This window comes from Rhodobacter sp. SY28-1, assembly GCF_005222785.1.
Lineage (GTDB): Bacteria > Pseudomonadota > Alphaproteobacteria > Rhodobacterales > Rhodobacteraceae > Tabrizicola.
Genome location: NZ_STGH01000001.1, coordinates 1242327 through 1267429, shown reverse-complemented (window position 1 = coordinate 1267429; position 25103 = coordinate 1242327). Strand labels below are relative to the sequence as shown.

Annotated in this window: 27 protein-coding genes and 1 tRNA gene; 13 read left to right on the top strand and 15 right to left on the bottom strand. The window is 61.1% G+C overall.

What is annotated here, in order from left to right; all coding sequences use genetic code 11:
• Positions 1-98 precede the first annotated feature (98 nt).
• Positions 99-1712 (top strand): hypothetical protein, encoded by a 1614-nt coding sequence (locus tag E8M84_RS06200; RefSeq protein ID WP_137110272.1) that lies wholly within the window; start codon positions 99-101, stop codon positions 1710-1712.
• On the opposite strand, the gene E8M84_RS06195 is transcribed toward E8M84_RS06200, so the two are convergent.
• From E8M84_RS06195 to E8M84_RS06175, 5 genes are all read right to left on the bottom strand, one after another.
• The gene (locus E8M84_RS06195; protein WP_137110271.1) at positions 1713-2075 is read right to left on the bottom strand and encodes a diacylglycerol kinase; all 363 of its coding nucleotides are present in this window, start codon (positions 2073-2075) and stop codon (positions 1713-1715) included.
• Between the two features lie 67 nt (positions 2076-2142).
• Positions 2143-2517 (bottom strand): cytochrome-c oxidase, encoded by a 375-nt coding sequence (locus E8M84_RS06190; protein ID WP_137110270.1) that lies wholly within the window; start codon positions 2515-2517, stop codon positions 2143-2145.
• A 100-nt stretch (positions 2518-2617) separates the two neighbouring features.
• Positions 2618-2983, bottom strand: coding sequence for a YigZ family protein (locus E8M84_RS06185; RefSeq protein WP_137110269.1), 366 nt, complete (start codon positions 2981-2983; stop codon positions 2618-2620).
• Between the two features lie 79 nt (positions 2984-3062).
• Entirely contained in the window at positions 3063-3311 is a 249-nt protein-coding gene (locus E8M84_RS06180; protein ID WP_137110268.1) for a DUF6455 family protein, read from the bottom strand.
• A 62-nt stretch (positions 3312-3373) separates the two neighbouring features.
• Entirely contained in the window at positions 3374-4096 is a 723-nt protein-coding gene (locus E8M84_RS06175; RefSeq protein ID WP_137110267.1) for a M48 family metallopeptidase, read from the bottom strand.
• A 122-nt stretch (positions 4097-4218) separates the two neighbouring features.
• Here E8M84_RS06175 and E8M84_RS06170 point away from each other — a divergent pair, with 122 nt between their 5' ends.
• The 4 genes from E8M84_RS06170 (at position 4219) to yihA (ending at position 7846) form a co-directional block, all read left to right on the top strand.
• Positions 4219-4458 carry a hypothetical protein gene (locus tag E8M84_RS06170; RefSeq protein ID WP_137110266.1) on the top strand — a complete coding sequence of 80 codons (240 nt, stop codon included), beginning with the start codon at positions 4219-4221 and terminating at the stop codon, positions 4456-4458.
• A 138-nt stretch (positions 4459-4596) separates the two neighbouring features.
• A complete protein-coding gene (gene yidC, locus E8M84_RS06165) occupies positions 4597-6438 on the top strand; it encodes a membrane protein insertase YidC (RefSeq protein WP_137110265.1) in 1842 nt (613 codons plus the stop codon).
• Complete coding sequence (locus tag E8M84_RS06160; protein WP_240790294.1) at positions 6435-7196, top strand: MOSC domain-containing protein; 762 nt, start codon at positions 6435-6437, stop codon at positions 7194-7196. Before yidC ends, E8M84_RS06160 begins: the two co-directional genes overlap by 4 nt.
• Positions 7196-7846, top strand: coding sequence for a ribosome biogenesis GTP-binding protein YihA/YsxC (yihA, locus tag E8M84_RS06155; RefSeq protein ID WP_137110264.1), 651 nt, complete (start codon positions 7196-7198; stop codon positions 7844-7846). Before E8M84_RS06160 ends, yihA begins: the two co-directional genes overlap by 1 nt.
• A gap of 61 nt (positions 7847-7907) precedes the next feature.
• Here yihA and yidD read toward each other — a convergent pair whose 3' ends face one another.
• Genes yidD through rpmH form a run of 3 tightly spaced genes read right to left on the bottom strand, consistent with a single transcriptional unit; the run spans position 7908 to position 8725 of the window.
• A complete protein-coding gene (yidD, locus tag E8M84_RS06150) occupies positions 7908-8156 on the bottom strand; it encodes a membrane protein insertion efficiency factor YidD (protein WP_137110263.1) in 249 nt (82 codons plus the stop codon).
• A complete protein-coding gene (rnpA, locus tag E8M84_RS06145; protein ID WP_137110262.1) occupies positions 8153-8560 on the bottom strand; it encodes a ribonuclease P protein component in 408 nt (135 codons plus the stop codon). The genes yidD and rnpA overlap by 4 nt, the downstream gene beginning before the upstream one ends.
• 30 nt (positions 8561-8590) lie before the next feature.
• Positions 8591-8725, bottom strand: coding sequence for a 50S ribosomal protein L34 (gene rpmH, locus E8M84_RS06140; protein WP_103259146.1), 135 nt, complete (start codon positions 8723-8725; stop codon positions 8591-8593).
• Positions 8726-8974: 249 nt separating this feature from the next.
• On the opposite strand from rpmH, the gene E8M84_RS06135 reads away from it, so the two are divergent.
• The 4 genes from E8M84_RS06135 (at position 8975) to E8M84_RS06120 (ending at position 12684) form a co-directional block, all read left to right on the top strand.
• Positions 8975-9706, top strand: a complete 732-nt coding sequence (locus tag E8M84_RS06135; protein ID WP_137110261.1) for a TVP38/TMEM64 family protein — start codon at positions 8975-8977, stop codon at positions 9704-9706.
• Positions 9707-11122, top strand: coding sequence for an NAD(P)/FAD-dependent oxidoreductase (locus tag E8M84_RS06130; RefSeq protein WP_137110260.1), 1416 nt, complete (start codon positions 9707-9709; stop codon positions 11120-11122).
• A 95-nt stretch (positions 11123-11217) separates the two neighbouring features.
• Positions 11218-12558 carry a HAMP domain-containing sensor histidine kinase gene (locus E8M84_RS06125; protein ID WP_137110845.1) on the top strand — a complete coding sequence of 447 codons (1341 nt, stop codon included), beginning with the start codon at positions 11218-11220 and terminating at the stop codon, positions 12556-12558.
• Between the two features lie 49 nt (positions 12559-12607).
• A tRNA-Arg gene (locus tag E8M84_RS06120) sits at positions 12608-12684 on the top strand.
• 904 nt (positions 12685-13588) lie between these two features.
• Here E8M84_RS06120 and E8M84_RS06115 read toward each other — a convergent pair.
• Entirely contained in the window at positions 13589-14212 is a 624-nt protein-coding gene (locus E8M84_RS06115; protein WP_137110259.1) for an SOS response-associated peptidase, read from the bottom strand.
• Positions 14213-14534: 322 nt separating this feature from the next.
• Positions 14535-14777: a 4-oxalocrotonate tautomerase family protein gene (locus E8M84_RS06110; RefSeq protein WP_276607112.1), complete on the bottom strand. Its 243-nt coding sequence runs from the start codon at positions 14775-14777 to the stop codon at positions 14535-14537.
• A gap of 428 nt (positions 14778-15205) precedes the next feature.
• Here E8M84_RS06110 and E8M84_RS06105 point away from each other — a divergent pair, with 428 nt between their 5' ends.
• Together E8M84_RS06105 and E8M84_RS06100 are read left to right on the top strand one after the other, a co-directional pair.
• Positions 15206-15451, top strand: coding sequence for a hypothetical protein (locus E8M84_RS06105; RefSeq protein ID WP_137110258.1), 246 nt, complete (start codon positions 15206-15208; stop codon positions 15449-15451).
• A gap of 1113 nt (positions 15452-16564) precedes the next feature.
• Positions 16565-17857 carry a site-specific integrase gene (locus E8M84_RS06100; RefSeq protein WP_170971857.1) on the top strand — a complete coding sequence of 431 codons (1293 nt, stop codon included), beginning with the start codon at positions 16565-16567 and terminating at the stop codon, positions 17855-17857.
• Positions 17858-18726: 869 nt separating this feature from the next.
• On the opposite strand, the gene E8M84_RS06095 is transcribed toward E8M84_RS06100, so the two are convergent.
• Entirely contained in the window at positions 18727-19134 is a 408-nt protein-coding gene (locus E8M84_RS06095; RefSeq protein WP_137110256.1) for a thermonuclease family protein, read from the bottom strand.
• 78 nt (positions 19135-19212) lie between these two features.
• Between E8M84_RS06095 and E8M84_RS21865 the strand changes: the two genes are divergently transcribed.
• Entirely contained in the window at positions 19213-19527 is a 315-nt protein-coding gene (locus tag E8M84_RS21865; RefSeq protein WP_346763682.1) for an excalibur calcium-binding domain-containing protein, read from the top strand.
• A gap of 280 nt (positions 19528-19807) precedes the next feature.
• Entirely contained in the window at positions 19808-20770 is a 963-nt protein-coding gene (locus tag E8M84_RS06085) for a glycosyltransferase family 2 protein (protein WP_137110255.1), read from the top strand.
• On the opposite strand, the gene E8M84_RS21925 is transcribed toward E8M84_RS06085, so the two are convergent.
• The 4 genes from E8M84_RS21925 to E8M84_RS06065 form a co-directional block, all read right to left on the bottom strand.
• Complete coding sequence (locus tag E8M84_RS21925) at positions 20724-21596, bottom strand: FkbM family methyltransferase (protein WP_137110254.1); 873 nt, start codon at positions 21594-21596, stop codon at positions 20724-20726. The genes E8M84_RS06085 and E8M84_RS21925 overlap by 47 nt on opposite strands.
• A gap of 17 nt (positions 21597-21613) precedes the next feature.
• On the bottom strand, positions 21614-22663 hold the full coding sequence (locus E8M84_RS06075) for a glycosyltransferase family 2 protein (protein ID WP_137110253.1): 1050 nt from the start codon (positions 22661-22663) through the stop codon (positions 21614-21616).
• A 476-nt stretch (positions 22664-23139) separates the two neighbouring features.
• Positions 23140-23781 carry a hypothetical protein gene (locus tag E8M84_RS06070; RefSeq protein ID WP_137110252.1) on the bottom strand — a complete coding sequence of 214 codons (642 nt, stop codon included), beginning with the start codon at positions 23779-23781 and terminating at the stop codon, positions 23140-23142.
• Positions 23782-23951: 170 nt separating this feature from the next.
• Positions 23952-25082, bottom strand: coding sequence for a helicase RepA family protein (locus E8M84_RS06065; protein WP_137110251.1), 1131 nt, complete (start codon positions 25080-25082; stop codon positions 23952-23954).
• Positions 25083-25103: the final 21 nt, after the last annotated feature.

Genomic DNA, 25103 nt, shown 5'->3' with positions numbered 1-25103 from the left:
TTGCGACTGATCCAACGGAAATCCGCTATACTTCCGGTTGACTGTGGACAACACTGGCGGTGCGCAATTTTGACTTTGCACCTGCGGAGAGGCCCGTTTTGTTCCGGCATATCTTTCTGATCATCGCGTTGCTTTCCCCCGTCCGTTTGGCCCAGGCCGATCCCATCGAGACCCTGCTCAAGGCAGCCCATGCAGGTGACTTTGCGGCCGTAGAAGCCCAGATCAAGGACGCACCGGACCGGACAGCCCAGCGCGATCTTGTCTGGGCACTGGCCGCGACAGACCCGGACACTGTGAACTTTACCCGGTCCTGGGTCGCCGCAGCGCCGGACAATGCGACCGCGCTCACTGCGCGAGCCTGGTCTCTGTACTGGGGGGCCTCAAAGATCAGGGGAGAACGCGTCCGGCGTCACACTTGGCAGCCGCTTCTGGAAGAAGCAGATCGGATGTATGGGGAGGGCCTGTCACTGGCCGAACGGGCGACCCGTATCGATCCCCGTTTTCTGCCCGCATCGGATGCCGTTATTCTGCTTAGCGTCGTGACCGGCAGGGGCGAGGCTTCGCTTGTCGAGCTTGAGCGGATCATGGCAGTGGACCCGAACCGCCACAGCCTTGTCCTGGCCGCCAGCAATCTGACACCTGCCTGGGGTGGCTCGGTGGAACTGATGCAGGCGCTTTGCAGCTACTTTGCCGGTCAGGTCGCGGATGTGTCTGACTATAGTCCTGACATCTGCCTTGCTCAGGCAATCCTGCGCGGCCGGGTCTGGGGGGAAATGAAGGACAAGGCCATTCTGGTCGTGGAGCCCCTGGCCGACAAGAAATACCTCGAACGTGAGCTCATGGGCCTGGCCCGCGAACACCTGCTTCCCCAGAACGCCGTGGCCCTGCTTAGCGACCGTCTGAAGGCAGAGGGCAGGATGTCGGTCTACCCGATCCTTGCGCCGAACAAGGACCTGCTTCGCATGGGTGACATGCCGGACAAGGCAGGGTTTGCGACGGCCCTGGATCAGGACATAGCCGCTGCCACCCTTGCTGCGGATCGCGACCCGGGCGATCCCAAGACCCTGGTCGAGTTGGCCGAACTTTACGAAATCGAAGACCTGTTCGTCGAAGGGCAAGTGCTGCACATTCCCGACCCGACGGAAGCCGAGCGCAAGGAAATCGCAAGCCAATTGGCCGACCTGCGGAAGTGGCGCATGACAGACCTGGATGTCCGCTCCAGAAGGCTGGTCGAGCTTGCGCCCCGCAGTGCCGCGGCGCTCGACTTTGCGGCCAAACATGTTCTAGGCCCCAGCACCGACCCAATGCAGACAGACCGCTGGGCACTGTCCGCTCTGACAAATGCCGCGATCTACGCCAACTATCAGGAAATCCAGGTGGGCCAGATCGTGCTTGAGGCCAAGGCCCGGTACGCCGCCCTGCGCGAACGGATGGCAGCAGGGACGGCCCCGGCCTACCGTGACGAAAAGCTGGATGAGGTCTATCTCTGCCCCTATGTCCGCGCCGTCCGGATTGTGGACGCAATATGTGCCGAACACGAGTGGGGCGTGAACACCTGCCTGGTGGATTCGGTCTGGGTTGCTCCGTCGGAAAGCGGGCTCAAGAACACGCTCTTTTCCGAGGTCTCGGATCGCGGGGCCTGCAAGGTGGAACGCGAGGCGCCGGTGGAGGACTTGTTATACGAAATCGTCGAGTTGCAGCCGCTGCCCTGATTACCCCACCAGCACCACAATCCAGGCCACCCCCGCCGCAATCGCCGCCAGCGCCACGCAGGCCGAGCCACAGTCCTTAGCCTTCTTCGCCCGCGGATCGGGATTGGGAGAGATGTGGTCCACCACTTCCTCGATCGCGGTGTTGATCAGCTCGGCCGCCAGGACCAGCAGGCCCAGCGCCAGGATCAGCGCCCGTTCCCCTGGTGCAAGGTCCAGCCAGAACGCCAGCGCGGCTGACAGGACGTTCGCCAGGGTCCATTGCCGCAGCGTCTTTTCCGTGGCCCAGGCGGCGCGGAAGCCGTCCCAGGACCAGATCACCGTATTGGCCAGCCGCCGTGCCTCGGCCTGCAGCGCGTGAAGCATGTGTCCCCCCGTTTTCCGGAAGGTTAGCCCCGGAGGCCGCTTGCGCCAAGTCTCCGGGGCCGGGTCGTCAGGCGCGGCGGACGACGCCCACCAGCCAGAGGACCGCCCCCAGCAGGATCGCGCCCTCCAGCACCGGGAAGATCGGGCCGATGGTTGTATCGGCCACCCGGCCGGACATCATCAGGAACAGCCCAAGCAACAGCCCGAATGCACCGATCTGGTGCAGCCAGAAGTGCACCTTGGGCAAGGTGCCGTCGCCAAGCCCCGGGATCATCCGGTAGCCGAAGCCGAAGACGGTCATCAGCGTGAAGCCCAGAAGGTTGATATGCGCATGGACGGGCGCAAGAGAATGATCGCCGCTGCCGCCCATGTAAGACCCAAAAACGATACCAACGACCAGATAGACCGCACCCATCACTATGAAACCGCGTGAGATATTCATGTCCGTTCCCTCGTTCGCCGGGCTCTGACGGCCCGTGACCGAAGGCTAGCAGGTCTGCCAATCGCAGACCAACATTTTCATTCAACTTCACGAATACGACCTAGGGGCCAGAGGCGCGCAGGGCAGCCAGCGCCGCACGGGTGCAGGTGACGATATGGGCAAACCGGTCGCCGCCAAGATGCGTGCCGCCATACCAGCGGGTGACCACGACGATCGTGTCCGGTCGGGCTTCCCGCTCCAGCATCTTCAGGATGACAGCTCCCGCCCCGGCTTCGCCGTCGTCGTTCTTCAGCGGCCCGCCGTCCGCCAGAAGCGCCGCCCAGCTGTGATGCGTCGCCTTGTCGAACTTGCGGCGCTGGCGCAGGCTGGCAAGGAAAGCGTCGATCTCGGCCTTGCTGCGCACCGTCCCCACGGCGGCGGCATAGCGCGAGCCGCGGTCGCGCAGGATGTCTTCCAGGACGATCATGGCGCCGTGGTAAAGAAAGACGGGGCGGCAAGCCAGAGGGGATGGGCCGCCGCCCCGGTGCCCGAAGGACGGGCAGCATTCAGCCGAGAGCTTCGATCCCCGGCTTGTTCGGACAGAAGTCCGGCATCGCCAGCGCTGTGCCAGACTGGACCAGCCAGGTCTCGCACACCTCGCTTTGTCGACAGGCCGCGCAGCGGGCGATCAGTTCTTCCAACTCACCCCGCTGCAGCCAGCCCTCGACCACCGCGCGTGGCAGGTTGACCCCGGAAATCCGCGCCATCCCGCGCGTAAGCCACCAGGCCTTCGGCGCCTCTGGATATCCGATCATGTCATTCCCTCCGGTCTTGCGCCCATGCTGCGCAAGGCGCGACCGGGATGCCTTGACGCAGATCAAAACCCGCGCAGGCGACGCATCGTGGCGGCGACAAGCGCCTTGCGTTCGGCGTTCGGGGGATGGCTGCCCAGGAACCTGTCGCCCGGGTCCGGCAAACGGTCGAAGAAACCACTGCCCCGCACCGGATCATAGCCAGCCCGGAAGGCAATCTCGGCCCCCAGGGCATCCGCCTCCAGCTCGAACTCGCGCGAGTAGCTACGCGCCGCGACTTCCGCCCCGATGTTCTGCGCGGCGCGGACCTCCTCGGGGGAAAGGCCGCTTGCCTGGGCCAGCACCCCGGCCAGGAGTGCGCCCGACAGCGCCTGGTCCTGCCGTTTCGGGATGTGACCGGAAATGTGGTGCGCGGCCTCATGGCCCAGGACGAAGGCCAGTTCATCGGCGTTGCGGGCGTCCGCGATCAGGGCCAGCGTGAAACCGATCACCGGACGGTTGAACCGGTCGAGCGTCTGGAACGCATTCGGCGGCTGGCCGGGGCGGTCATCGACGACGATGCGGAAATCGCAGTTCTTCGCAACAGCCCGGCTGCGGCAATAGCTTTCCGCCACCGGCTCGACCCTGGCCACGACCGAAAGGAAGGTCTCGGCGGCGACCCGGGCAGGCTGGACCCGCCCATCCGGGGCCGGCGGGGCGACCGGCGGCGGGGCGGGAGAGGGCGCGACGCAGCCGCCCAGCGCAAGGGCCAGGACGAAGGTCCGGACAAGGATCAGGGGATGGCGCATCAGGGACCTCGATGGGATGCGCGAAGGGTAGCAAATCGCAGGGGAAGGGAAAGGGCGGCTCACCAAGCTGTCATCCCGCCTTTGACATTGCCGAACCGGACCCGCGCGGGTAGCCTGCCCCCATGTTCACCATCGAGCACGAATTCGACGCCACCGTAATCACCCTTGTCGACGAGGGCGGTGACCTGCCCTTGATGGAAGACATCGTGATCAACGCCTTCGAGGATTGCGTGACGGTCGAACAGGCCGATCCGCAAACGGATGAGGTGCTGCGGATCACCCTGTCCCTGACCCAGCTGCGCGACCTGGCGGCTGCGCTGAACCTGCCCGAGGGCAGCTACCGGCTGGAGCGCAAGGGCTGAGGCCGCGGGGTTGGGACAGGCCCGCGAAGTCTCAGAATTGATCGGCAGGCCCTGCCGTCGCGGGCGAAACTGCTTGACCTTTGCCAAGGGCTGTCGTTGAAGCACCGCTGATCCGATGATCGGCATGGTGGCGGGCAGATGGAAGAGCAGAACAACAAGAACCTGATCCTGGCGATGGTTCTAAGCGCGGCGGTGATGATCGTCTGGTTCGTGCTGTTCCCACCGCCCGAACCGCCGGTGACCCCGGCGACCGAGACCGTCACAGGGGCGACCACCGATGCCACCGTCACTCCGGCCGAACCCACAGCGGCCACGGCTCAGACCGAGGCAACCCCGGTGCCCGAAGCGCCGAGACTGACCATCGACACGCCAAAGCTACTGGGGTCGATTTCGCTGCTTGGCGGCCGGATCGACGACCTGTCGCTGAAGGGCTACCGCGAGACCATCGAACCGCAGTCGCAGGTTGTCCGCCTGCTGTCGCCCGCCGGTGAGGCGCTGCCCTACTTCGCGCTGTTCGGCTGGTCCCATGGCACCGGTCTTGAGGCCGCAGACGTCCCTGGACCGATGACGGAATGGCAGCTTGCAAGTGGCACCACCCTTGCGCCCGACCAGCCGGTCACACTGCGCTGGACCAATACCAAGGGCCTGACCTTCACCCGCGAAATCGCGGTGGACGAAGACTTCATGTTCACGGTCACCGACCGCGTCCAGAACGGCTCGGCCACGGCGGTGACGCTGCAGCCCTATGGCCTGATCGCCCGCCAGGGCCTGCCCCAGTTGCAGAACATCTTCGTCGTCCACGAGGGCGCGATCCAGCGCGCTGATGGCGAGTTGACCGAGACCGACTATGCCGACCTGACCGAATTCGAGGTTGTGCCCACCGAAGGCATGCCCGCCGAGGTGATCGAGGCGACGACGGACGGATGGGTGGGGTTCACCGACCACTACTGGATGACCACCCTGATTCCCCAGCAGGGCCAGCCCTACAAGCAGGTCCTGAAATACGACCCGGCCCGGAATGAATATCTTGCCGACGTGCGCCCCGCCGCCGTCAGCCTTGCCGCCGGGGCCGAGACGGTCTCGACCATCCGCCTTTTCGCCGGCGCCAAGGAATGGGCCACGATCCGCGCCTATGAAAACGAAGGCGGCATCCCGGGCTTCATCGATTCCATCGACTGGGGCTGGTTCTACTTCCTGACGAAGCCGATCTTTGCCGTCCTGCACTGGCTGAACGCCCAAATCGGCAACATGGGCTGGGCGATCATCGGTTTGACCTTCTTCCTGAAATTCCTGGTGCTGCCACTGGCCTACAAATCCTACGTCTCGATGGCGCGGATGAAGGAGCTGCAGCCCGAGATGGAGGCGCTGAAGGAACGCGCGGGTGAGGACAAGCAGAAGCTGCAACGCGAGATGATGCAGCTTTACCGCGACAAGAAGGTGAACCCGGCCGCGGGCTGCCTGCCGATCCTGATCCAGATCCCGATCTTCTTCGCGCTCTACAAGGTGATCTTCGTCACCATCGAATTGCGCCACGCGCCGTTCTTCGGCTGGCTCAAGGACCTGTCCGCGCCCGATCCGTCCTCGCTGTTCAACGCCTTCGGCCTGCTGCCCTGGGATGCGCCGATGCCGGGGACCGTGCTGCACCTGATCTTCATCGGGGTGCTGCCGATCCTTCTGGGCATCACCATGTGGGCACAGCAAAAGCTGAACCCGGCGCCCACCGATCCGGTCCAGCAGCAGATCTTCGCCTGGATGCCCTGGGTCTTCATGTTCATGCTGGGCGGTTTCGCCAGCGGGCTGGTGGTCTACTGGATCACCAACAACACGATCACCTTCATCCAGCAATATCTCATCATGTGGAGCCACGGCAAACGCCCCGACATCTTCGGCAACATCCGCGCGGCCAAGGCCGCGAAGGCCGAAGCCAAGACCAAGGCTGTGACACCCCCTGCCCCGGCACCGAAGAAGGGCAAGAAGTGACACGGCTTGTCGGGGGGCACATCGCGCAACTGGTGCGCCACCCGATCAAGTCCGCGGGCTATGAGACCGTGGCGGAGGCTGTGCTGACCGAAGGCGCGGCCTTTCCCTTCGACCGGGTCTGGGCCGTGGCCCATGCCGCCGCCCGTCTGACCGAGCCGCCGACCTGGGCACCGAAACTGCAGTTCCTGCGCGGCTGGGGCTCGGCCGACCTGATGGCGATTTCCTGCGCTTCGGATACAGCGGCGGGTCAGGTCACGCTAAGCCACCCGCGCCGCCCGAGCGAAACCTTCCGCCCCGACGACCCGGCGGATGCCGCACGGCTGATCGACTGGCTGCGCCCCCTCTGGCCGGAAAACCGCCCCGAACCCGCACGGGTGATCCGCGTGCCGGGACAGGCGCTGACCGACCAGGACCAGCCGCTGGTCTCGATCAACTCGGTCACCTCGCTGGGCGAGCTCTCGGCCCAGATGGGCACCCGCCTGTCGCCGCACCGCTTCCGCGGCAACATCTGGGTCGACGGCTGGGCCCCGTGGGCCGAACTTGACCTGATCGGCGAGGAGCTCACGATCGGCCCGGTCCGACTGCGGGTCGAGGAACCGATCGGCCGCTGCCGCGCGACAGGAGCGAACCCCGAGACCGGCCTGCAGGATGCCGACACGATGGGGGCGCTGGAAACTGCCTACGGCCATACCGATTTCGGCGTCTTCGCCCGCGTCCTGACGGGCGGCCGGATCGCGGTCAACGACGAGGTGCGCTGATGGCCATGACCTTCTCTCTGACCCCCGAGCCCGAGGACGAGGCGCGTGAGGCCGGCCGGCTGCTGTTTGCCGGGCCGGTCACCTTCGTCAAGGGCGTGGTCGCGATGTCCGGCCTGCCCCCGGCCGACCGGCTGGAGGTCTGCTTTGCCGGACGATCGAACGTCGGCAAATCCAGCCTGATCAACGCGCTCACGGGGCGCAAGACGCTGGCGCGGGCGTCGAACACCCCGGGCCGGACGCAGGAAATCAACTACTTCGCTTTGGGCGAGGAACGCTATCTCGTCGATCTGCCCGGCTATGGCTATGCCGAGGCGCCGGTGGCCATCGTCGCCAAATGGCAGGCGCTCTTGAAGCAGTACCTGTCAGGCCGCGTCACCTTGCGTCGCGCCTTCGTTCTGATCGACGCGCGGCATGGCGTGAAGGCGGTGGACGAGGAGATTCTGACCCTTCTCGACCGCAGCGCGGTGACCTTCCAGGCGGTGCTGACCAAGGTCGACAAGATCAACCGCGTCGAACGCGAGGCGGTGATCGAACAGGTGAAGGGCGCGCTGGGGAAGCATCCGGCGGCGTACCCGGAAATCGTGGTGACCAGTTCCGAGAAGGGCGAGGGGATCGAAACCCTGCGCGCGCTGATCGCGACGATGGAGTGACCCAAAATCCTTAAGCAAGGATTTTGACAAATTTCTTGCCCAAGAAATTTGGCCCCCGGCCCTACCGCTCCGCGTCATGCTCAGGGTCGGCCCCCGGCACCGGGTCATAGCCATGCCCGCCCCAGGGATGGCAGCGGCAGATGCGATGCGCGGCCAGGTAGCTCCCCTTCACCGCGCCATGCCGCTCCAAAGCCTCCAGGGCATAGGCCGAGCAGGTGGGCTGGAAGCGGCAACCGTGGCCGACCCAGGGCGACAGGAGCAGCCGGTAGGCCCGCACCGGCAGGGCCACGATCTGCGCCAAGGGCGTCACGACCGCCCCCGGTGCACAGTGGCCAGCGCCTGCTTCAGGTCGGCGCAAAGGTCGGCATAGGGCCGGGACACCGTGGCTTCGGGCCGCGCGACCAGCACATAGTCCCAGCCGGGACGCGCCTCGGGCGCCAGAATCTCGCGCGCAAGGGCGCGCAGGCGGCGCTTGGCCCGGTTGCGCAAGACGGCATTGCCGATCTTCTTCGACGCGGTGAACCCCACGCGCGCCTCGACCGTTCCGTCCGCCCGGTCGCGCGCCTGCAGAAGGAACCCTCCGGTCCCCTGCCGCCGTGCCGAGGCAGCCTTCAGGTAATCGGCCCGCTTGGCCATCACGCAAAGCGAAACCGCCGGAGGCCTCGCGGGCGCTTCGGCGGCATTGCCTTGGCCCTGGGTCTCCGGCGGTGTCATTCGCAAACCGACGCCCCGTGGGGCGCTAGGTCAGGCGGTCAGCTTGTGACGGCCCTTGGCGCGGCGGGCTGCCAGGACCAGACGGCCGTTCTTGGTGGCCATGCGCGCACGGAAGCCGTGGCGGCGCTTGCGAACCAGGTTCGACGGTTGAAAGGTGCGCTTCATCGCGGCTCTCCATTAGACTTGACCCGAACCCATAGGATTCGAGGGCCCGTAACTTGAAGCCAGTCCTTTACGGGCGGTCGGGACCCAAGTCAACGTCGCCCGCGCGGATTTCCTGCAACAATTCTGCCCCGGGCCGCGGGAAATGTTTCAGCGGACGCAGGATGAGGTCCCGTCCGATCAAGGCCGCGTGAAACCCCTGTCCCCGCACGCCGTCCTGCGCCATGTTCGACCCCCAAGCCAGGATCCATGATGACGCCCGCCGACCCACCCCTGCCCCCAAGCCGACCCTGGCTCCGGCGCCTGCCGATCCTGGTGATTCTGGCGGCGGCCCTGATTGGGGCCATCGCGTTGCGCGACGAGCTGAGCTTTCAGACCCTGGCCCGGCACCGGGAAGAGCTTCTGGCCTTCCGCGACACGCATTATGTCTGGGCCGTGGTGCTGTTCCTGTCGGCCTATGTCGCGATTGTCGCCCTCAGCCTGCCGGGCGGGACGGTGGCGACACTGGCGGGGGGGTTCCTCTTCGGGCTGTTCCCGGGGGTGCTGTACAATGTCCTTGGCGCGGGGACCGGGGCCGTTCTGGTATTCCTGGCCGCGCGGACCGGATTTGGCGATGCGCTGGCGCGCAAGCTGGACGCCGCGGACGGCAAGGCCGCGCGGCTGCAATCTGCCCTGCGCGAAAACGAATGGTCGGTCCTGTTCCTGATGCGCCTTGTGCCCCTGGTTCCCTTCTTCATCGCCAACCTGTTACCGGCCTTCGTCGGCACCAGCCTGTTCCGCTTTGCCGTCTCGACCTTTGTCGGGATCATCCCCGGGGCGCTGGTCTTCACCTCGGTCGGCTCGGGCCTGGGCGAGGTCTTCGCCCGGGGCGAGGCGCCCGATCTCGGAATCATCTTCACCCCGCCCGTCCTGCTGCCGCTTCTGGGCCTCGCCGCGCTGGCCGCGCTGCCCATGCTGCTGCGGGCCTTCAGGAAAGCGCGCTGAATGCAACGGATCGAAACGGACATCTGCGTGATCGGGGCCGGGTCGGGCGGCCTGTCCGTCGCGGCCGGAGCGGTGCAGATGGGCGCGCGCGTGGCGCTGATCGAGGCCGGAGAGATGGGCGGCGACTGTCTGAACGCGGGCTGCGTGCCCTCGAAGGCGCTGATCGCCGCCGCGAAGGCGGCCGAGGCACAGCGGCGCGGCTTCCGCGGCGTGGCCCCCGTCGCGCCACAGGTCGACTTCGGCGCGGTCAAGGATCATGTCGCCGCCGTCATCGCCCAGATCGCCCCGGTCGACAGCCAAGAGCGATTCGAAGGTCTGGGCTGCACGGTGATCCGCGCCTTCGCCCGCTTCACCGGCCCGCGTGAGGTTCTGGCCGGGGACACCATGGTCCGCGCCCGCCGCTTCGTGATTGCCACCGGGTCCCGCCCCTTTGTCCCGCCGATCGAGGGCGTCGATACTGTCCCCTACTTCACCAACGAGACGATCTTCGACCTGCGCGACCGGCCCGGGCATCTGGTCATCATCGGCGGTGGCCCCATCGGGATCGAAATGGCGCAGGCTCACCGACGCCTTGGCTGCGACGTCACGGTGATCGAAGCCGCGAAAGCCTTGGGCCGTGACGACCCCGAGCTTGCCGCCGTGATCCTGCAGGCCCTGGCCGACGAAGGGATCCGGCTGATCGAAGGCCAGCCCGTGGTGCGGCTCTCCGGCCAGCCGGGCGCGGTCGAGGTCACGCTCGGCGACGGCACGCAGGTCCGGGGAACGCATCTTCTCATGGCCGTCGGTCGCAAGGTGGCGCTTGACGGCATGGGGCTGGAGGCCGCAGGCATCGCCCACACCCCGAAGGGCGTGACGGTGGATGCCCGGCTCCGCTCGTCCAATCGTCGGGTCTATGCGGTGGGCGATGCGGCGGCCGGCCTGCAGTTCACCCATGTCGCGGGATGGCACGCGGGCATCGTCATCCGCCAGATCGTCCTGGGCCTGCCTGCCAAGGCAGACACCCGCGCGGTCCCGCGCGTGACCTATACCGACCCTGAACTGGCGCAGGTCGGCCTGACCGAAGCTGAAGCCCGAGCCGCCCATGGCACCGCTCTGACAGTGGTGCGGGCCGAGTTTGCCCACAACGACCGCGCCCAGGCCGAGGGCAAGGCAAAGGGCCTCATCAAAGTGATGGTGGTCAAGGGCCGCCCCGTCGGCGCCGGCATCGCAGGTCCGCAGGCGGGCGAGTTGATCGGCCTCTGGGCGCTGGCAATATCGGCACGGCTGAAACTGTCCGCAGTTGCAGGCATGGTTGCGCCCTATCCCACACTGGGAGAGGTTTCCAAACGCGCCGCGGGCGCTTACTTTGGCCCCAAGCTGTTCGAGAATTCCGCGCTGAAGCGGCTGGTGCGCCTTGTACAGCGCTGGCTTCCCTGAAGCGGGGCACAAGGAAGGTTCGGGTGACCGAAAGACGCAAAGGCTTTCTCAACACGCTTTCGGGGCGGTTTCTCATTCTGACAGTCATCTTCGTGATGCTGGCGGAAGTGCTGATCTTCGTGCCCTCCATCGCCCGCTACCGGGCCGATTTCCTGCTGACCCGGCTGAAGCAGGCCCAGATCGCCGCCCTGACCCAGCTTGCCGCCGACGACATGGTCTCGCCCGAGCTGGAGGCCGAGCTTCTGAAGAACGCCGAAGTCTACAACGTGGTCCTGCGCCGCGACGAGGTGCGGCAACTCGTGCTGTCCTCGCCGGTGCCAGGAGAAATCCACGATTCCTTCGACTTGCGTATGGCCGGCCCGTGGGAACTGATCCGCGACGCCTTTGCCTGCCTGCTCGACCCCGAAAACCGGATCATCCGGGTGATCGGCTATCCGGTCCAGGATGCGGGCACGCTGATCGAAGTGACGATGGAGACCCGCGCCCTGCGTGCGTCGATGGTCGACTACGGCCTGCGGATCCTGATCCTGTCCGCGCTGATCTCGGTCGTGACGGCCTTCCTTCTGTTCCTGGCCGTGCGGCGCCTTCTGGTCCTGCCGATCCGCCGGGTGGTCCAGCACATGCAGGCCTACGCCGAGGCACCCGAGGACGCCCGCCGCGTGATCGCCCCGCAAGCCAATGTCGAGGAGCTGCGGATGGCCGAAGAGGCGCTGCAGATGATGCAGACCCAGCTGACGGGCGCCCTGCGACAGAAGGAGCGTCTTGCCCAGCTTGGCGGGGCGGTCGCGAAGATCAGCCACGACCTGCGCAACATCCTCACCACGGCACAGCTCTTTGCCGACCGGATCGAAGGCAGCGCCGACCCCGCCGTAGCACGGTCCGCCCCGAAACTCGTCAACTCTATCAGCCGGGCCGTCAGCCTGTGCGAAGCGACGCTGGCCTTCGGCAAGGCCGAAGAACCGCCGCCGCAGCTCCGCCGTCTCAACCTCGCACAGCTGGTGGGCGAGGTGGCCGAAGGCGAGGGCCTGGGCGCCGACACCGCCATCACCTGCCTGATCGACGTGCCGCCCGGCATGATGATCCGGGCGGATGGCGAGCAGCTGCACCGCGTCCTGTCGAACCTGATGCGCAACGCCCGCCAGGCGATCGAGGCAACCGGGCAACCCGGCACCATCGAGGTCTCGGCCGGCGAGGACGAGGGCGAATGGTGGATCCGGGTCGGAGATACCGGCCCGGGCCTGCCCCCCAAGGCGCGTGAGCATCTGTTCTCGGCCTTCCAGGGCGGGGCTCGCAAGGGGGGCACCGGCCTCGGCCTTGCCATCGCCGCCGAACTTGTCCGCGGCCACGGCGGCCGGCTGGAGCTTGCCCGCAGCGACGCCGACGGCACCGAATTCGCCATCCATCTGCCGAAAGGCACAACCGACATCGCTGCGTGATTTCGCCCTTGCATTGCCCGCCACGCAAGGCTACATCGCCCGGCATTGCGGACCCGTAGCTCAGCTGGATAGAGCATCAGACTACGAATCTGAGGGTCGGGCGTTCGAATCGCTCCGGGTCCGCCACTCCCCCTTGAAATCATTGATTATTTGGTCACTTTGGCTTTCATACCCATCAATGAACCCACTATCTCGAAAACGCTTGCGCGCCTTTTCCCTGATTTCCGCGTGAGGCCAACTTGCCATCATATTGCCCAAGTGATCCGGCATCGTTCTGGGGCGAGCAAACAGGGTCCCCACCCCGCTCGCGAAGTTGAGCAGCACTAATTCCCCAGATCTCGATTCTGACTGCCCGGCCTAGATGGTCGGGCAGCTTTTCAGGTTTTCACGACATGGCCAGACGGCATCCCCTGCCAACTTCGCCAATGCCGCAGGACGCTCGCCTGCTAGCCTGTGCGAGGAGATGCAGCGCTGTTGGGGCAAACTAACGTCAGCCACCTTTTGCCGAAATCCTTAGGGGCGGTCGGGCCTGTAGGACTCGCTCACCCAAAAGTTGTATGCTCTCACTTTCCCAGCCAGTAGGAGGCAGAAATGTCCACAGTGACATTCATGCACTGGTATCGGCCGCAAGTTCTGGGCGGTGAGACTGTCTACATAGTGGTTGCGGAGTGCTCACGGTGCGGCCTTCGGGTCAGTGCGCCAAGCCCAGATGATGACGGGAAGAAGCTCTGCGCAAATATGCTCAAGCGCAGGTGCCGACGTGATGAGCAGAACACTTACGTGACATCGATTCTGGACGCGCTTGCAGACGCCTAGGGCCGTTGCGCACTTCTCGATGTCGAGAGCCAATCAGCGGAGTCTTCTTGCACGGAAGCCCGGGAAGGGAGGGACTCACCTTCCCGGAGCGTGGCGCATCCCTGAACCTGCTGGCCGTCCCAGTCGGCCGCTCCCGTGCCCGGGTTAATTGGGCAATCAGTATGGTAGGCCGCTAGGTCTTTGCGTCAATGCAACCAAGGTCGAACCTCTATGCCTACTCCTCCACCTCCAGCGACCCATCCGGAAGCGGCCGCTGCATCACTTTCGCCTCGGACCAGGGTGCTGACAGCCACGCCGCCCACTCCGCCGGTTCAGTGAGGATAACGGGCATAGCCTTCGGGTGGATCGCCCCAACCTCGGCATTAGGTGTGCAGGTCAGAAACGCGTAGAGGTCGTCCTTCGTCTCTCCGTCCTTCAGCTTACGAATCGAGGTCCATTCCGGCACCCAAAACCCCGCAAAGAACATCGGCTTGTCCTCACGCAGTTTGAACCAGGCATTGCCCGAGTCCCTGCCACCCGGCCTAGGTTCGGCGAATTTGGCTACCGGCACCAAGCAGCGATTATCGGGGCCGAGCCATCGCCGCCAGTGTGGCGAGCTCGTGTTGCGCACGTTGGTCACGCCCCGGTCGATCCCAGACGGGCTGTGGAACTGAGGTGGTGACGGCAGGCCCCACCGGGCGCTGCGCAGGACATGTGCTTGACCACTGCCCGTTACGATTGGGGCCATTCGGTCAGGATAGACGTCACCGGTCTCGACGTTGCCTGCCTTGTTCTCCATCCCGTCGAAAAGCTGGCGTATAGCCTCGGCCGCAGTCGTGTGGATGTAGCGATTGCACATCCCATCACCATGCGGAGGGTTGGGGCCTGCGTCAACATTCTCGCAGGCGGAGAACCACAGAGCTATCGCCGCACCCATGTTCCTGATACGTTCTCCGGCATGCCCTGGCCCAAGACAGTCCCCGACGATCTGCGACGCAAGCTTGACGCGGTGCTAGGCTACAGGAATCGCCCTACTTCTCAGGACGTTTGGGGAGCAGTGCTGGAATGGTTGGAAGCGGAAAGGGTAGAGCCATCTCAGAGAGCGGAAGATTCGAACCCGTAGCCAAACAGTTCCCGTCCATGGCGCTTACCTGCAATCAGCCAAAAAGGTCGATTCTTTGTTATTTCTGGGCATCCCTCTCCGACCAAAGCTCTGACAGTGACTTCCCCTTGCGTCCCCAGTTGTCAGTATCAACCTCGTCTATGAGCACGAACACATACTCGGGGTCGCGGCCAAGTTCCTCGACCAGAACGTCTGTCATGCGCCGGATGACCGCCCGCTTCTGCTCTATCGTGGCAACCCCTCTGGCAATCTCGACCCTTACGATTGGCATGGCACGCTCCAAGTTCGCTACGGGAACCATACTGGCATGAGTGAGGGCGAAGGCTATGAGAAAAGCACCCGCCTGAGGGGCGGGGCTTTCCATCATGTGGAAAAGGCTATGGGTCTAACTCTGACCCGGCGTCACGTCGCGGGCATTTGCCTCTGCCCGCATAGCTCCATACGTCTCATACATCGCCGCCTTCTCAGTTTCGGGCAGCCCCCGCGTGGCCCATTCCATATGTTCCTCCCACGTTTCGTGATTGGCGTAGCCAAAGAAGGGAATGGATAGCCAACCCGGAGCTTGCAGAGGCCATCGGCCTGCCCTGGAACACGCTCAACAAACTCGACAAGGGCGAGTGGAAAGCGTCTACTACGTAGCTTCTGCGGCTGACCCTGGAGGCACGGGGATCCAATCTCTCGAAAGCGGCGAGGTGGCGACGGGGCCGTGAAGACGACTTCAAGCAAGAAATGGCCAAGCTGCGGAAGTTTCGGAATGAAACAGAATGGCTCCCCAACCTAGTGATTACCCATGTGATTACCATTTTCTGGGGTGGCCTTTGGTGGCGCGGCGTCAACCCGGAGCCACAAATCAACGTTCTCTTGGGGGCCGTCGCGGTTGTCGGCTACCTCGTCTCCCCGGAAGTGCGGGCTATGCATGCCACAATTCTGCATGCGCAGATTCTTGCAGCGAAGGGCCAACACATTCGGCCCTGAGCATCCTGAGAAAGAACTGAGATTGACCGGTTTCAACCTGTAACACCAGGCGCGGGTTTGACCCTGATCCGGCTCTGTTCTCAGGCTTTGCAGGCCCCTGTTAGCAGGGCATAAGAAGCGGCCCGTGGCAGCTGTTCTGGTGCTGTTTTCAGCGCAGATCTGGGCGCACTTCCGGTTGATCCGGCTTTGTTTTGAACGGGCGTCCAGCCGACCCCTGGAGAACCTTCACGGCCCAAGACCCATGCGCGCCGGTCCGACCTTTGGGTTATACTAGGTTCCGGGCGGCGAACTTGCAGCATCTGATATGGGTCTGCTTTCAGTCTTGGCCTTCACTTCTTCATGGTGAATGCTAAGCCAACACTCGCAGTTAGAAATTGTCGCGCTGTGCTACGGGCGCCGGCACCCCTAAATCTCAGCTGTCTACTGGACGAGCGAGAAGTTCTCGTGCTCTATCGGTAAGGCCGTACTTGCTAGCGTACAGCGCCAACTCCTCTTCCAGCGCCTTGATGTGTGCCCGCAGACGAGCAAGGGACACATCGATCGATGTGCTTTCTGAGCCTGTGTCGGAGGCTTGATCATCGTTAGTTGAAGTCAATCTTATCCCCTGCCAGCTATTCGTACGAAGTGCGTCACGAGCTTTCCGTTGCTACATGGTGACGACTGCTGCCATCATCCATGCAGACGATACTGGGCAAACCATTGTTGACCATTCAAGGTATCCATTTGGACAATAGTCGCCTACCTGTGGATGTAGAGCGTCAAGCCTTCTGCAACTAGCAGGAGCAATTTCATCGCCACGCCATGCGCCAACGAGAATCATAGCGCTCCATCACGGGGTGGAGTTGCCACCAGAAGCTGAAAGGCCACCACGTAAAAGCGGATCTGCGTCTGGCCAGTTGAAAGCTACTCCGCCGTTGCAGAGGAGAGTCTCACATGACTGTGCCAAGCCTAGATCGTTCAACGCCAGTGGATTGGTCCACCACTCCCCCTTGCCCGTTCGCGCTTCTGGAGCATCGACGGCATCTAAAGGCGCGCGAAACGCCATACTGGCATTCTGTGGCCTTGTGTAGACACATCGGGATTTACAGGCCGAACGCTCGAGTGAGCACTTGGGTGGCACGCGTCATGACGGTTGAAGGGCGCTACATCCAACACAGACTGGCCTCAGCACGCATGGGCGACCCCGACGCCGCCGACTACGACGAAGCGTTGAGGAGAGCAATCGCCTGGTTCGAGAGTGAAGCAGTTCTCAGCAAAGCGCAAAGCACCCGACCCGTGGGCCGAGCAGAAGGTCTCAACTTTTGCCCGTACGGAAGTGTCTACACTGTCGGCTCTGCGCTGACCGAGTATTTAGAGTGGTCACGCATCGCCCGCTCTCCAGGTAGCCACTACAACAACGTCGTGTTGATCAACTTTCATCTCTGCGGCCCCCTCTTGATGGAAGCGTTGGAGGACTTCAACGCACGTCATCTGCGAGAGATTGCGCAACGTGTTCTTGGAGCGCACACCAAACGTGCAAGATGTAGAGGATCGAAGCTCGACCCGGCCGCCGATGTGGTCAGACGCGCAAAGAGGGTGTTCAACAGCATTATCACTGTGCTGCGTATGGCGTTCGGGCTAGCATGGGACAGCGGACGACTATCTTCTGATCGACCTCTCCGTTGCCTTCACCGAATTGCAGTTCCACCTGCTGCTCGAACCCTTTTTCTAAACCGCGAAGAGTGTCGGAAACTAGTAAGTAACTGCACACCTGCGCTCGCCCGTCTGGTCTTGGCCGGCCTTTACACGGGCTGCCGTGTTGGCGAACTGGCAAACCTTCGCGTCAGCGACGTAGGCCGAGAAGTCTTCGGGCTTCATGTTGCTGCGTTCAAACTGGCGCCTGCTCGCTTCGTTTTTCTGCCAGATGAGGCGATGGCATTCTTCCTCTCGTGTTGCGAAGGAAAGGAGCTTGGCGAACGCATTCTGCTTTCGGACAAGGGCAAAGTTTGGGCACGGCAACATCCAAATCTGTTTCGGCGTGCAGTTCGGCTGTCAGATCTTCCGACTGAGTTCGTCTTCCATGGCCTTCGGCATACCTATGCGAGTGACTTGGTACGAAACGGGGTACCGCTGAGCCTAGTGGCGAGGCAACTTGGACATTCCGATACGCGGTCCGTTTCTGCCACATATGGACACTTGGCTGAACAATATAGAGAGGACCAGATCAGAGGTAAGTTCTCACCGCTGTCAAAGGAATTTGAAGCAAGAGCAAAGCGAGAGGCTTCAAAACTTGACGCGTTGTGGGCAGACGTCCATCAAGGCGATTGGCGGAGCTATGCGAGTGGACTTGAACCTCCATCAAGGCAGTCTCGCAGCTCTGTGCGGACTCCCTTTGAAATTCTTGAGACATTCGGATTCAATGCCTAGCGTCGCCGCAGCGGGAATGTAGCACTAACTAAATCGCGCAATCATTGAAGGTCACTATGGGAATTGAATGGTCATCCTGCCAGTTTCGAAGCTTTGATGGGTGCGCCGTCCAAAGTTTCGAGTGAAACGGATCATCAGTATTTACGTCAATAGTTTCGGCGCAGGCCGATGCGGCAGAAGGAGAGATTCCACGGAACGATGAGGACCTCAATGAGCACATTGCGCGGATCTGAAGTTTAAGCAGGGTCCCGCCCCGGATCCAAAACCTCGTTCCGACCGTCGCTATTCCAAGGTGGCTGGTCAAGCCAGGGCTGCGACCTGAGCGTCTCGATTATGAGGCTTCGCGCCATTCCTCGGAACACGGCTGCCGTAGCGTGGAAGCCCTGTAAATCTGCTGCACTAGCTGCAGCCAGCATGTCGCGGTAGGTAGTGAAAGCTGATTGCATAGGTTCCTCGTTTCACATCAATGCAACAGTGATAATCCACGAAGCTTAAGGCAGTGTTAACCGCGTCGGGCCGGAGCATTCAGGGCAAGGTTCCTGGTCGTCGCAAGCTGCGCACCTGTCGGAGTTCCGGCAGTTTGGAAGCGTCGGGCCATCCGGTCCCCTGCCTGTATCGGCCTATATTAGCCCAACTGCCGCCTTCCGCCGTCGCCTCCGGGCTTACTTGCGAAAGCCTTCCCAGCGGAACACCGCATCCACGCGGCGGCTGAACAGCACTGGTTCCCCACACTCCAAGCAAGGCCACTCCCCCCACCTTGCATCATTCAGGATGCGCTGGGCACGGGCTTTCCGGTGTCGCGGGTTCCCGCAGGGCCACAGATAGACCTAAAGGTTACGGTGCACCTTGGCTGCGAAGCGGCCTAACGTCTAGCGGCACCAATCGAAGTCACCGCCGGGACGCCACTCCACTGCCAAACCCTCGGCAAGCATCACACTCCCGATGGTGCGTCCGTCAGGAAGCCTCAGAACCACAAGAGGGCGGTCGTAACGGTCAATTTCGCCGCTGTCTTCGATCAAAAGCCCAGGGGTCATGAGAAGCTCGGCCATTCGCTTCTTTGCCTCCTTTCCCAGTGCATTCTCTCGGTCACAGTTGGCGTTCCTGCCTAACTCGGGAGTGTCATATCCCGAGACAAACGGCGCTCCATCGCCCATGTCGCGCAGGTTCTGTCCGTCGCACTTCACAGTGTCGCCATCGACAGCCGTCAGGCTAGCGCAGACCATCAAGGCAAACAACGCAGTTCCTTCCCATTCAGACCGTCGGCCGCGTGACAGCATCGCATAGTTTACTCGTGCACAACACATAAACGCCACAACCCAGAGGGAGTGTGTGCCCGATTGTAGGGAGATTTAGCCATGCACTTTCGCCTCATGATTTTGCACGCCGCCGTCGCGGTTATGGCGGCGCTTTCCATGCCCACACCCGTTCTTGCTCACGGCGGTGGGCTCAACTCAGACGGATGCCACAATAACCGAAAGACCGGTGACTATCATTGCCATCGCGCTCCTACTCCCAAAGCGCAAACACTTTTCACGCAGCCAACCGGGTCGACCGGAGCCTTCCGCAACTGCGCTGCTGCGCGTGCTGCTGGGGCAGCGCCCGTTCGCATTGGCGATCCAGGGTATGGCGCGCATCTAGACAGGGACGGTGATGGCATCGGTTGCGAGTAGGCAACCAGTGGGCTGCCCCATAGAAGAACCGTGAATGAAAGCTCTTGCGGCTCCGCTCAGTGGTCGTTCAAACTGCCTCAGTCTTCGGAGCGGTTAGGGTAGTGCAGATGATGCTGACGACAGTCACAGTATGCGAGCGTTCATTTAAGGTTGAACACGGACCGCACCATCGCTTTTGGAAGCGCGTCAATCGTGGCGGGCGGGCACCAAAGACAGTCGCAATCCGCGTCCTTCAGAATGGACGCTAGGTTTACCACACTGCTGCAACTAAGCCGCTCGAATGGAGAAAAATGAAATGCAGAATGAGCTTGTTGGGCTGTGCGTTGCAAAGAACGAAGCCGACATTATCGAGCCAATGGTCCGCCACAACCTGTGCTTTCTAGACAGACTAAGAATAGTCAACAACGACAGCGCTGACTCAACGATGTCCATTCTACGAAAACTTCAACAAGAATTCGGAGACCGTGTCGACCTAACATCTGATATGAGGTCAGGCCATCCGCAAACAAGCATCATTAACGAGTGTTTGTTGGATCCTGCCTTTACGGACCGAGTAGGTCAAGTGGTCTTGCTTGACGCCGATGAGTTCATCAACGCCGATCGGGACTTCTTCCGCTATATTCTGACTCATTCGAGGTTCCCCATCCGACTCCCGTGGGTCACATACATACCTTCTAGCGAAGACGACAAGACCGAGATAAATCCCATTGTTCGTGTCGTCCATCGCAGAGTTAAAGAGAAGCCACAGTTTTACAAGGTGACGGTGCCAAGAGAACTATTCGGACATTCTTGGGTTCGCCCAGGAAGTCACTCAATTAGGTCAAAGATCTCTGGCTATGAACCCCGCCAGATCGCTGGACTGTCCATTGCTCACTTCCCCATTCGGTCTCGTGAACAAGTCATTTCAAAGCTACTGATTGGATCTTGGAACATGCGACTTCGAAGCAGAAACAGCAAGGGCGAAGCACTGCAGTGGAGAATCACAGCAGACCGCATTCTATCCGGCTGGCTACCAACAGAGGCTGACTTGCAGGAGTTGGCTCTCAATTATGCTTCGACTAAGCCAAGCGCCATGCTTCGAGAAGCTCTCGTAACGCCGACGTCGTTCGAGCTCAAATACACCACGAGCGAGCGCGATGAGCTACTAAGACGACTAATCGCATTTACTGAAGGTGCAATGCGTATGCTTGAAAAGTCTAATCAGGCAGAAGGTGAGACTTTAGCTGGTCGAGAAGATCTGTAGAGATTCCGCCCCGACCTACTAGGATTTGGCCGAGCCGCAGACACGCGCTGGCTGCACGGAAACTTAGCAATAGGATCAAAAATAGACGCCTTAGCTCTGACGTTTCTAAGTTTTCCCAGCTTGTAAAGTCTCGGAGGTAGATTGCGTCGGCGTCGACCCACTGCAACAAGTCAGTTCGGGAAAGACGCCTCTGATACCTTCTCGGAGTCCCCTCATATGCGAAACGATGCACAGATGCGAACGCAAAAAATTGCAGGCCCATCGACTGAAGAAATCTATCCTGATCCGCAAAGAGCGGCTGACCTTCATAAATGGGGACAAAGGCAGTCTCAGTTTGCACACAAAGACAATTGCGAAGTTTTTCTCGCGCTCCCGCGAATGCTTCAAGCTCCCCTCCCTGAATGTCGATCTTCAGAAAATCGATTCTGCTAATTTCTTGTAGGTCGTCCAGTCGGTGCGTTTCCAATTCAATTCTTGAGGTTACCTTCGATAGTTTTGAGAAACCGATAATCTGTGAGGTAACCTTCTCGTTCGGGCTCAGTGTCGAGCAAAATCCTGGGCTTCGAGTTATGCTTAGGGCAGCTCTTCCACCACTGCCAATCGCATATGGAAGATACCTTCGAGTTTCGTTGCTCTCCAATTTCTGGTATTCGGCCTTGTTTGGCTCAAATGCGGTTAATCTCCCGATTCCACTTGTCAAAAGATTGGTATAGGACGGCAACTCTCTTTTCGAGACGTTTGACGCGCCAACGTCTACAATTTCGACCGCTCCGTCCGCAGATTGAAGTGCGAGCAGTTGCTCAAGCAAATGTTGTGGTAGATCCATCTAACGCAGTCTCCACATTACGAGTTTTTGGCGCTGTCAGTATTTGGTAAGCTATCTGCGCCCAATGAGGCTAGCTCAGCTTGAGTCTTAGCTGTTGCATCCTGGACGACTTGTGCCATCCCAGGCAACCGATACAATTCGTTGATCATTGAGGTTGTTCTTGATTGCCAACGAAGAATTGATGTATCATCCACGTCGTTCTTATCATAGCGCTTGAAGAAGTTGTCCCGGTATCGCTCATTCTGTTGAGTCTTTCCAATGCGAACTGATGCCCGACCTCTCGCTCTCTTTAATTTGAACATCTCTGGGGTTCTAACTGCATAGTGATTTACTTGCGCAAGTTTCCAGCCAAACTCTGCTTCCTCCACGAGGTGAAAAGACTTTTCTCCTCCACCTGTGATCCATTCGATATTCCTGTCGGAAGTGTAAAGTGCTGGTTTACCACTTCCGGTCAGAAAGCACTCAGGATGAAGTTCTGTCCCAAAGTTGATTAATGGGCGGTGGCTAAATTTCGGAGAGAAGCCTCTAAAGTCGGCTCCATACCTGAAGAAGCTCTTTACTTCAAGGTTCGCAACACGCCCGCTGGCAGCTGCCTTTGTGAATGCGGGATCTATGAATCTTCCTGGGAATGTAGTATTTCCACTCGAACCAAATATCCTCCAATTAATCAGAATTCCGGAGTATCCTGCGAGCGCAGCTTGTAGATCAGATACGGTGCCGGTCCCTACATGCACATTTAGAAATTCATCGGCATCCAGCCACATATACCAATGCCCTAGCTTGTAGCCACATGATCGATTGAATTCCGCTACAGCAGCCTCATGCGGAGATTGTCCAGTTCTGACTGTGGTCCTTAGATGCTTGATGCGGCCAGCTTTGGAAAGAATTTCCAGAATCTCTTCTGTTCCGTCTGTCGACGGGTTTGAGCAGATGACGATTTCATCAAATCCTATCGCGAGGTGATACGCAATCCATTCTAGCATAAAGGGTGCTTCGTTCTTTACGTGGCAGAACAGTACAGTTCGCTCGCTCCCAAGGTCGCTGTCGATGCTTCTTCTGTTTGCCATTCAAATTCACCCAGCCTTGCTCAGGTTGCCACGTCGTGCAGAAGGAGAAGAAGCTACATGCTGGACGCGTCGGGCTCAAGTGCAATAGACGATGGGCACGACTGCATTCTGTGGGGAGTCTTGGGTGGCCTTTCTTCCGGCAGAAGGTCTGCCTTCCTTGGGTCCAGACTCAGTTCCTCTTAGGCAGATCAATACGGTTGACAGGCGGCTACTCTACTCATTCAGCGTTGCCGCAAAGGGTTTGCGCTGCGTCCTTGCCTTCCCTGCTTAGCTCAGAAACCCACCGGCGAAGCTCTTGGACCTCTCTTGTCCGCCCCCCGTGCCGATATGCGGGATTTAGCTTCCCAGGCCCAGCGCCACCGCGTGCTCCGTGCATCCGGCAGACTGCCCAGCCTCTGACTGCCGGATTGCTGCATGGAAGCCCTGTGCGCTTGCTATGGGCTGTGCAGCGTGGGGCTCTTTGCATGGGGTAGGTGTCAGGTTTCATCTTCGGCCCTCCCCCCGTGGGTCACGTTGCCTACGATTGCCTGCGCCCCATTCTCGACCGTCACACGCTCCACCCGGACAACCTGTTGCCCCTTCGATCTGTAGCGCTTTAGAGTATCCATCTGGACGGAATAGCTTCGCGCCAGCTTGTTTAAGGCGCGCTCGGCAGAGTCCTGTTGAGGAAGGTTCTCAATGTGGTTCAACCGCCGCGCCAGCATCATCGTTGCCAGGTGAACCGACGCCATTTGGGTTAGTAGTAGCGCCTCAGCCGCATCGCGCGGCTGCATGGCATCAACGAAGGCAATCGCGAAGTTGGTCGCTTCCTCGTCTGTGCGCCTCTTGTGCGAGCCTAGGCAGGCCAGGTGCGCAAGCAATCCGTTTGCCACAGTGGGGTTACCCGAGCCTTTGTATAGCCTGCCCCATCGGCCCTTGGCTTTGATCTGCAACACCCCGTCATCCGACCAGGAAAGTTCGGTTCTGGGCAGATCGCGGTGAAGGTTCTCGGCAGCCCATTTGAGTAATGCTTGATCTTCTTCCGGAGTTTCCCCTTGCGGAAGGCGAGCGATTTCATTTGCGAGACTTTCAGCCGCTGTGACGAGCCTCGGCTCCTTTTGCGTTGGTTTTCTGGGCATGTAGTTTCAGTTCCGCCTAGTTGAGGGAGGTTTAGTGTAGATCGGGGAGTCGCGCGACAACGAGTGACCGGCGTTCCATACGTTCCCTCCCAAAGGGAGAGGGAACGCACGGAACGGAAATGCCCCGCGTTCCAAATGTTCCATGGAACGGTTGGGAACGGCGGGAACGGTCATCCCTCGACCCTCCAAGCATATCCGTCCAATATTCGTATGATCCCCTTCTTGTGCAGGATGTTCTTGGCTTTGTGGAATGCGGTTCGCCAAGTGGTCGGGTTCTCGCTTCCCGATATACCGTGTCGGTCGCAATACTCGCGCCACCTCTCCAATGAGACGCACTGCCGGTTCTGTGGGAAGCTCTCCCCCACTTTCTTCTCACCGTGATCGGCAAGCGCGTCGCCAAAAGCCTGAAGGGCAATTTCAGCCTGACCGGAAACCTTGGAAGCACGCTTTTGAACCTCAGTTTCGCGCAATGCAAGGCTAGTCATGCCCTGCCCCAGTTGCATCTCGACCATATCAAAAGCCATCGGCGCGGGCGTCGGCGCATCCTTCATTTTGGTATTGATAACGGTCATGACCATGCCGTCTTTCTCCACCCTGAATTCCGCGTCCACTGCCCCAGTCAGTGCGAAGGAACCGCGTGACCGCGTTTTGTTGCCATGCCCAGTGTGGTGAACAATCAGGGCACTGCAGCCCGTCCACTGATCCTTTACGCGATCAACCGCAGCGATAAAGCGGTTCATGTCTGAAGTGCTGTTTTCGTCGCCCCCTCCGAAGTTCCGCGCCAATGTGTCCACAACGATAAGCACGGGCGGCCCTTCGCTCTCCACGGTCGCCTTGATCTCGGAAATCACCGCCTCTGTGGTCACGGTATCCAGGAAGTTCCCAGCTACCGTGCTGACAAAGAGCGGGGCTTGCCGATCCGCCAACGCAAAGCCCTTGTCGGCCTCCCAAGCCATCCGACGACGGGCGAGGCCTGAGTGCCCCTCTCCGGCGATGTAGATCACCGCCCCTGCTTTGGTTGGCCGCCCGTGGAAGTTGGTGCCAGTGGCAACACACGCGCCTAGGTCGATGGTCAGGAATGACTTGCCCGCCGCAGGATCGCCGAAGATCAGCACCATGTTCCCGCGCTCGATCAGGCCCTCCACAAGGTAGTCGGGTTCGGTCGCCTGCAGGTCGGCAAACCGAACCAGCTTGAAGGCGCGGCCCGTCCTTCCCGGCTTCCGTCCGCCGGGATCGGCGTAATTCATCCATTCGCTTTCATACTCGTTTTCTAAGTCGGTGAAGTCATGGTCCGGCCTCATGGCTTGCCCTCACCGTCGCTG

Excerpts from the sequence above, each read along its gene's own strand:
- E8M84_RS06195 (WP_137110271.1), bottom strand. The coding sequence starts at position 2,075 with ATGCTTCACGCGCTGCAGGCCGAGGCACGGCGGCTGGCCAATACGGTG.
- E8M84_RS06190 (WP_137110270.1), bottom strand. The coding sequence starts at position 2,517 with ATGAATATCTCACGCGGTTTCATAGTGATGGGTGCGGTCTATCTGGTC.
- E8M84_RS06185 (WP_137110269.1), bottom strand. The coding sequence starts at position 2,983 with ATGATCGTCCTGGAAGACATCCTGCGCGACCGCGGCTCGCGCTATGCC.
- E8M84_RS06180 (WP_137110268.1), bottom strand. The coding sequence starts at position 3,311 with ATGATCGGATATCCAGAGGCGCCGAAGGCCTGGTGGCTTACGCGCGGG.
- E8M84_RS06175 (WP_137110267.1), bottom strand. The coding sequence starts at position 4,096 with ATGCGCCATCCCCTGATCCTTGTCCGGACCTTCGTCCTGGCCCTTGCG.
- E8M84_RS06170 (WP_137110266.1), top strand. The coding sequence starts at position 4,219 with ATGTTCACCATCGAGCACGAATTCGACGCCACCGTAATCACCCTTGTC.
- yidC (WP_137110265.1), top strand. The coding sequence starts at position 4,597 with ATGGAAGAGCAGAACAACAAGAACCTGATCCTGGCGATGGTTCTAAGC.
- yihA (WP_137110264.1), top strand. The coding sequence starts at position 7,196 with ATGGCCATGACCTTCTCTCTGACCCCCGAGCCCGAGGACGAGGCGCGT.
- rnpA (WP_137110262.1), bottom strand. The coding sequence starts at position 8,560 with ATGACACCGCCGGAGACCCAGGGCCAAGGCAATGCCGCCGAAGCGCCC.
- rpmH (WP_103259146.1), bottom strand. The coding sequence starts at position 8,725 with ATGAAGCGCACCTTTCAACCGTCGAACCTGGTTCGCAAGCGCCGCCAC.
- E8M84_RS06135 (WP_137110261.1), top strand. The coding sequence starts at position 8,975 with ATGACGCCCGCCGACCCACCCCTGCCCCCAAGCCGACCCTGGCTCCGG.
- E8M84_RS06130 (WP_137110260.1), top strand. The coding sequence starts at position 9,707 with ATGCAACGGATCGAAACGGACATCTGCGTGATCGGGGCCGGGTCGGGC.
- E8M84_RS06125 (WP_137110845.1), top strand. The coding sequence starts at position 11,218 with ATGCTGGCGGAAGTGCTGATCTTCGTGCCCTCCATCGCCCGCTACCGG.
- E8M84_RS06115 (WP_137110259.1), bottom strand. The coding sequence starts at position 14,212 with ATGTGCAATCGCTACATCCACACGACTGCGGCCGAGGCTATACGCCAG.
- E8M84_RS06110 (WP_276607112.1), bottom strand. The coding sequence starts at position 14,777 with ATGGTTCCCGTAGCGAACTTGGAGCGTGCCATGCCAATCGTAAGGGTC.
- E8M84_RS06105 (WP_137110258.1), top strand. The coding sequence starts at position 15,206 with ATGGCCAAGCTGCGGAAGTTTCGGAATGAAACAGAATGGCTCCCCAAC.
- E8M84_RS06095 (WP_137110256.1), bottom strand. The coding sequence starts at position 19,134 with ATGCTGTCACGCGGCCGACGGTCTGAATGGGAAGGAACTGCGTTGTTT.
- E8M84_RS21865 (WP_346763682.1), top strand. The coding sequence starts at position 19,213 with ATGCACTTTCGCCTCATGATTTTGCACGCCGCCGTCGCGGTTATGGCG.
- E8M84_RS06085 (WP_137110255.1), top strand. The coding sequence starts at position 19,808 with ATGGAGAAAAATGAAATGCAGAATGAGCTTGTTGGGCTGTGCGTTGCA.
- E8M84_RS21925 (WP_137110254.1), bottom strand. The coding sequence starts at position 21,596 with ATGGATCTACCACAACATTTGCTTGAGCAACTGCTCGCACTTCAATCT.
- E8M84_RS06075 (WP_137110253.1), bottom strand. The coding sequence starts at position 22,663 with ATGGCAAACAGAAGAAGCATCGACAGCGACCTTGGGAGCGAGCGAACT.
- E8M84_RS06070 (WP_137110252.1), bottom strand. The coding sequence starts at position 23,781 with ATGCCCAGAAAACCAACGCAAAAGGAGCCGAGGCTCGTCACAGCGGCT.
- E8M84_RS06065 (WP_137110251.1), bottom strand. The coding sequence starts at position 25,082 with ATGAGGCCGGACCATGACTTCACCGACTTAGAAAACGAGTATGAAAGC.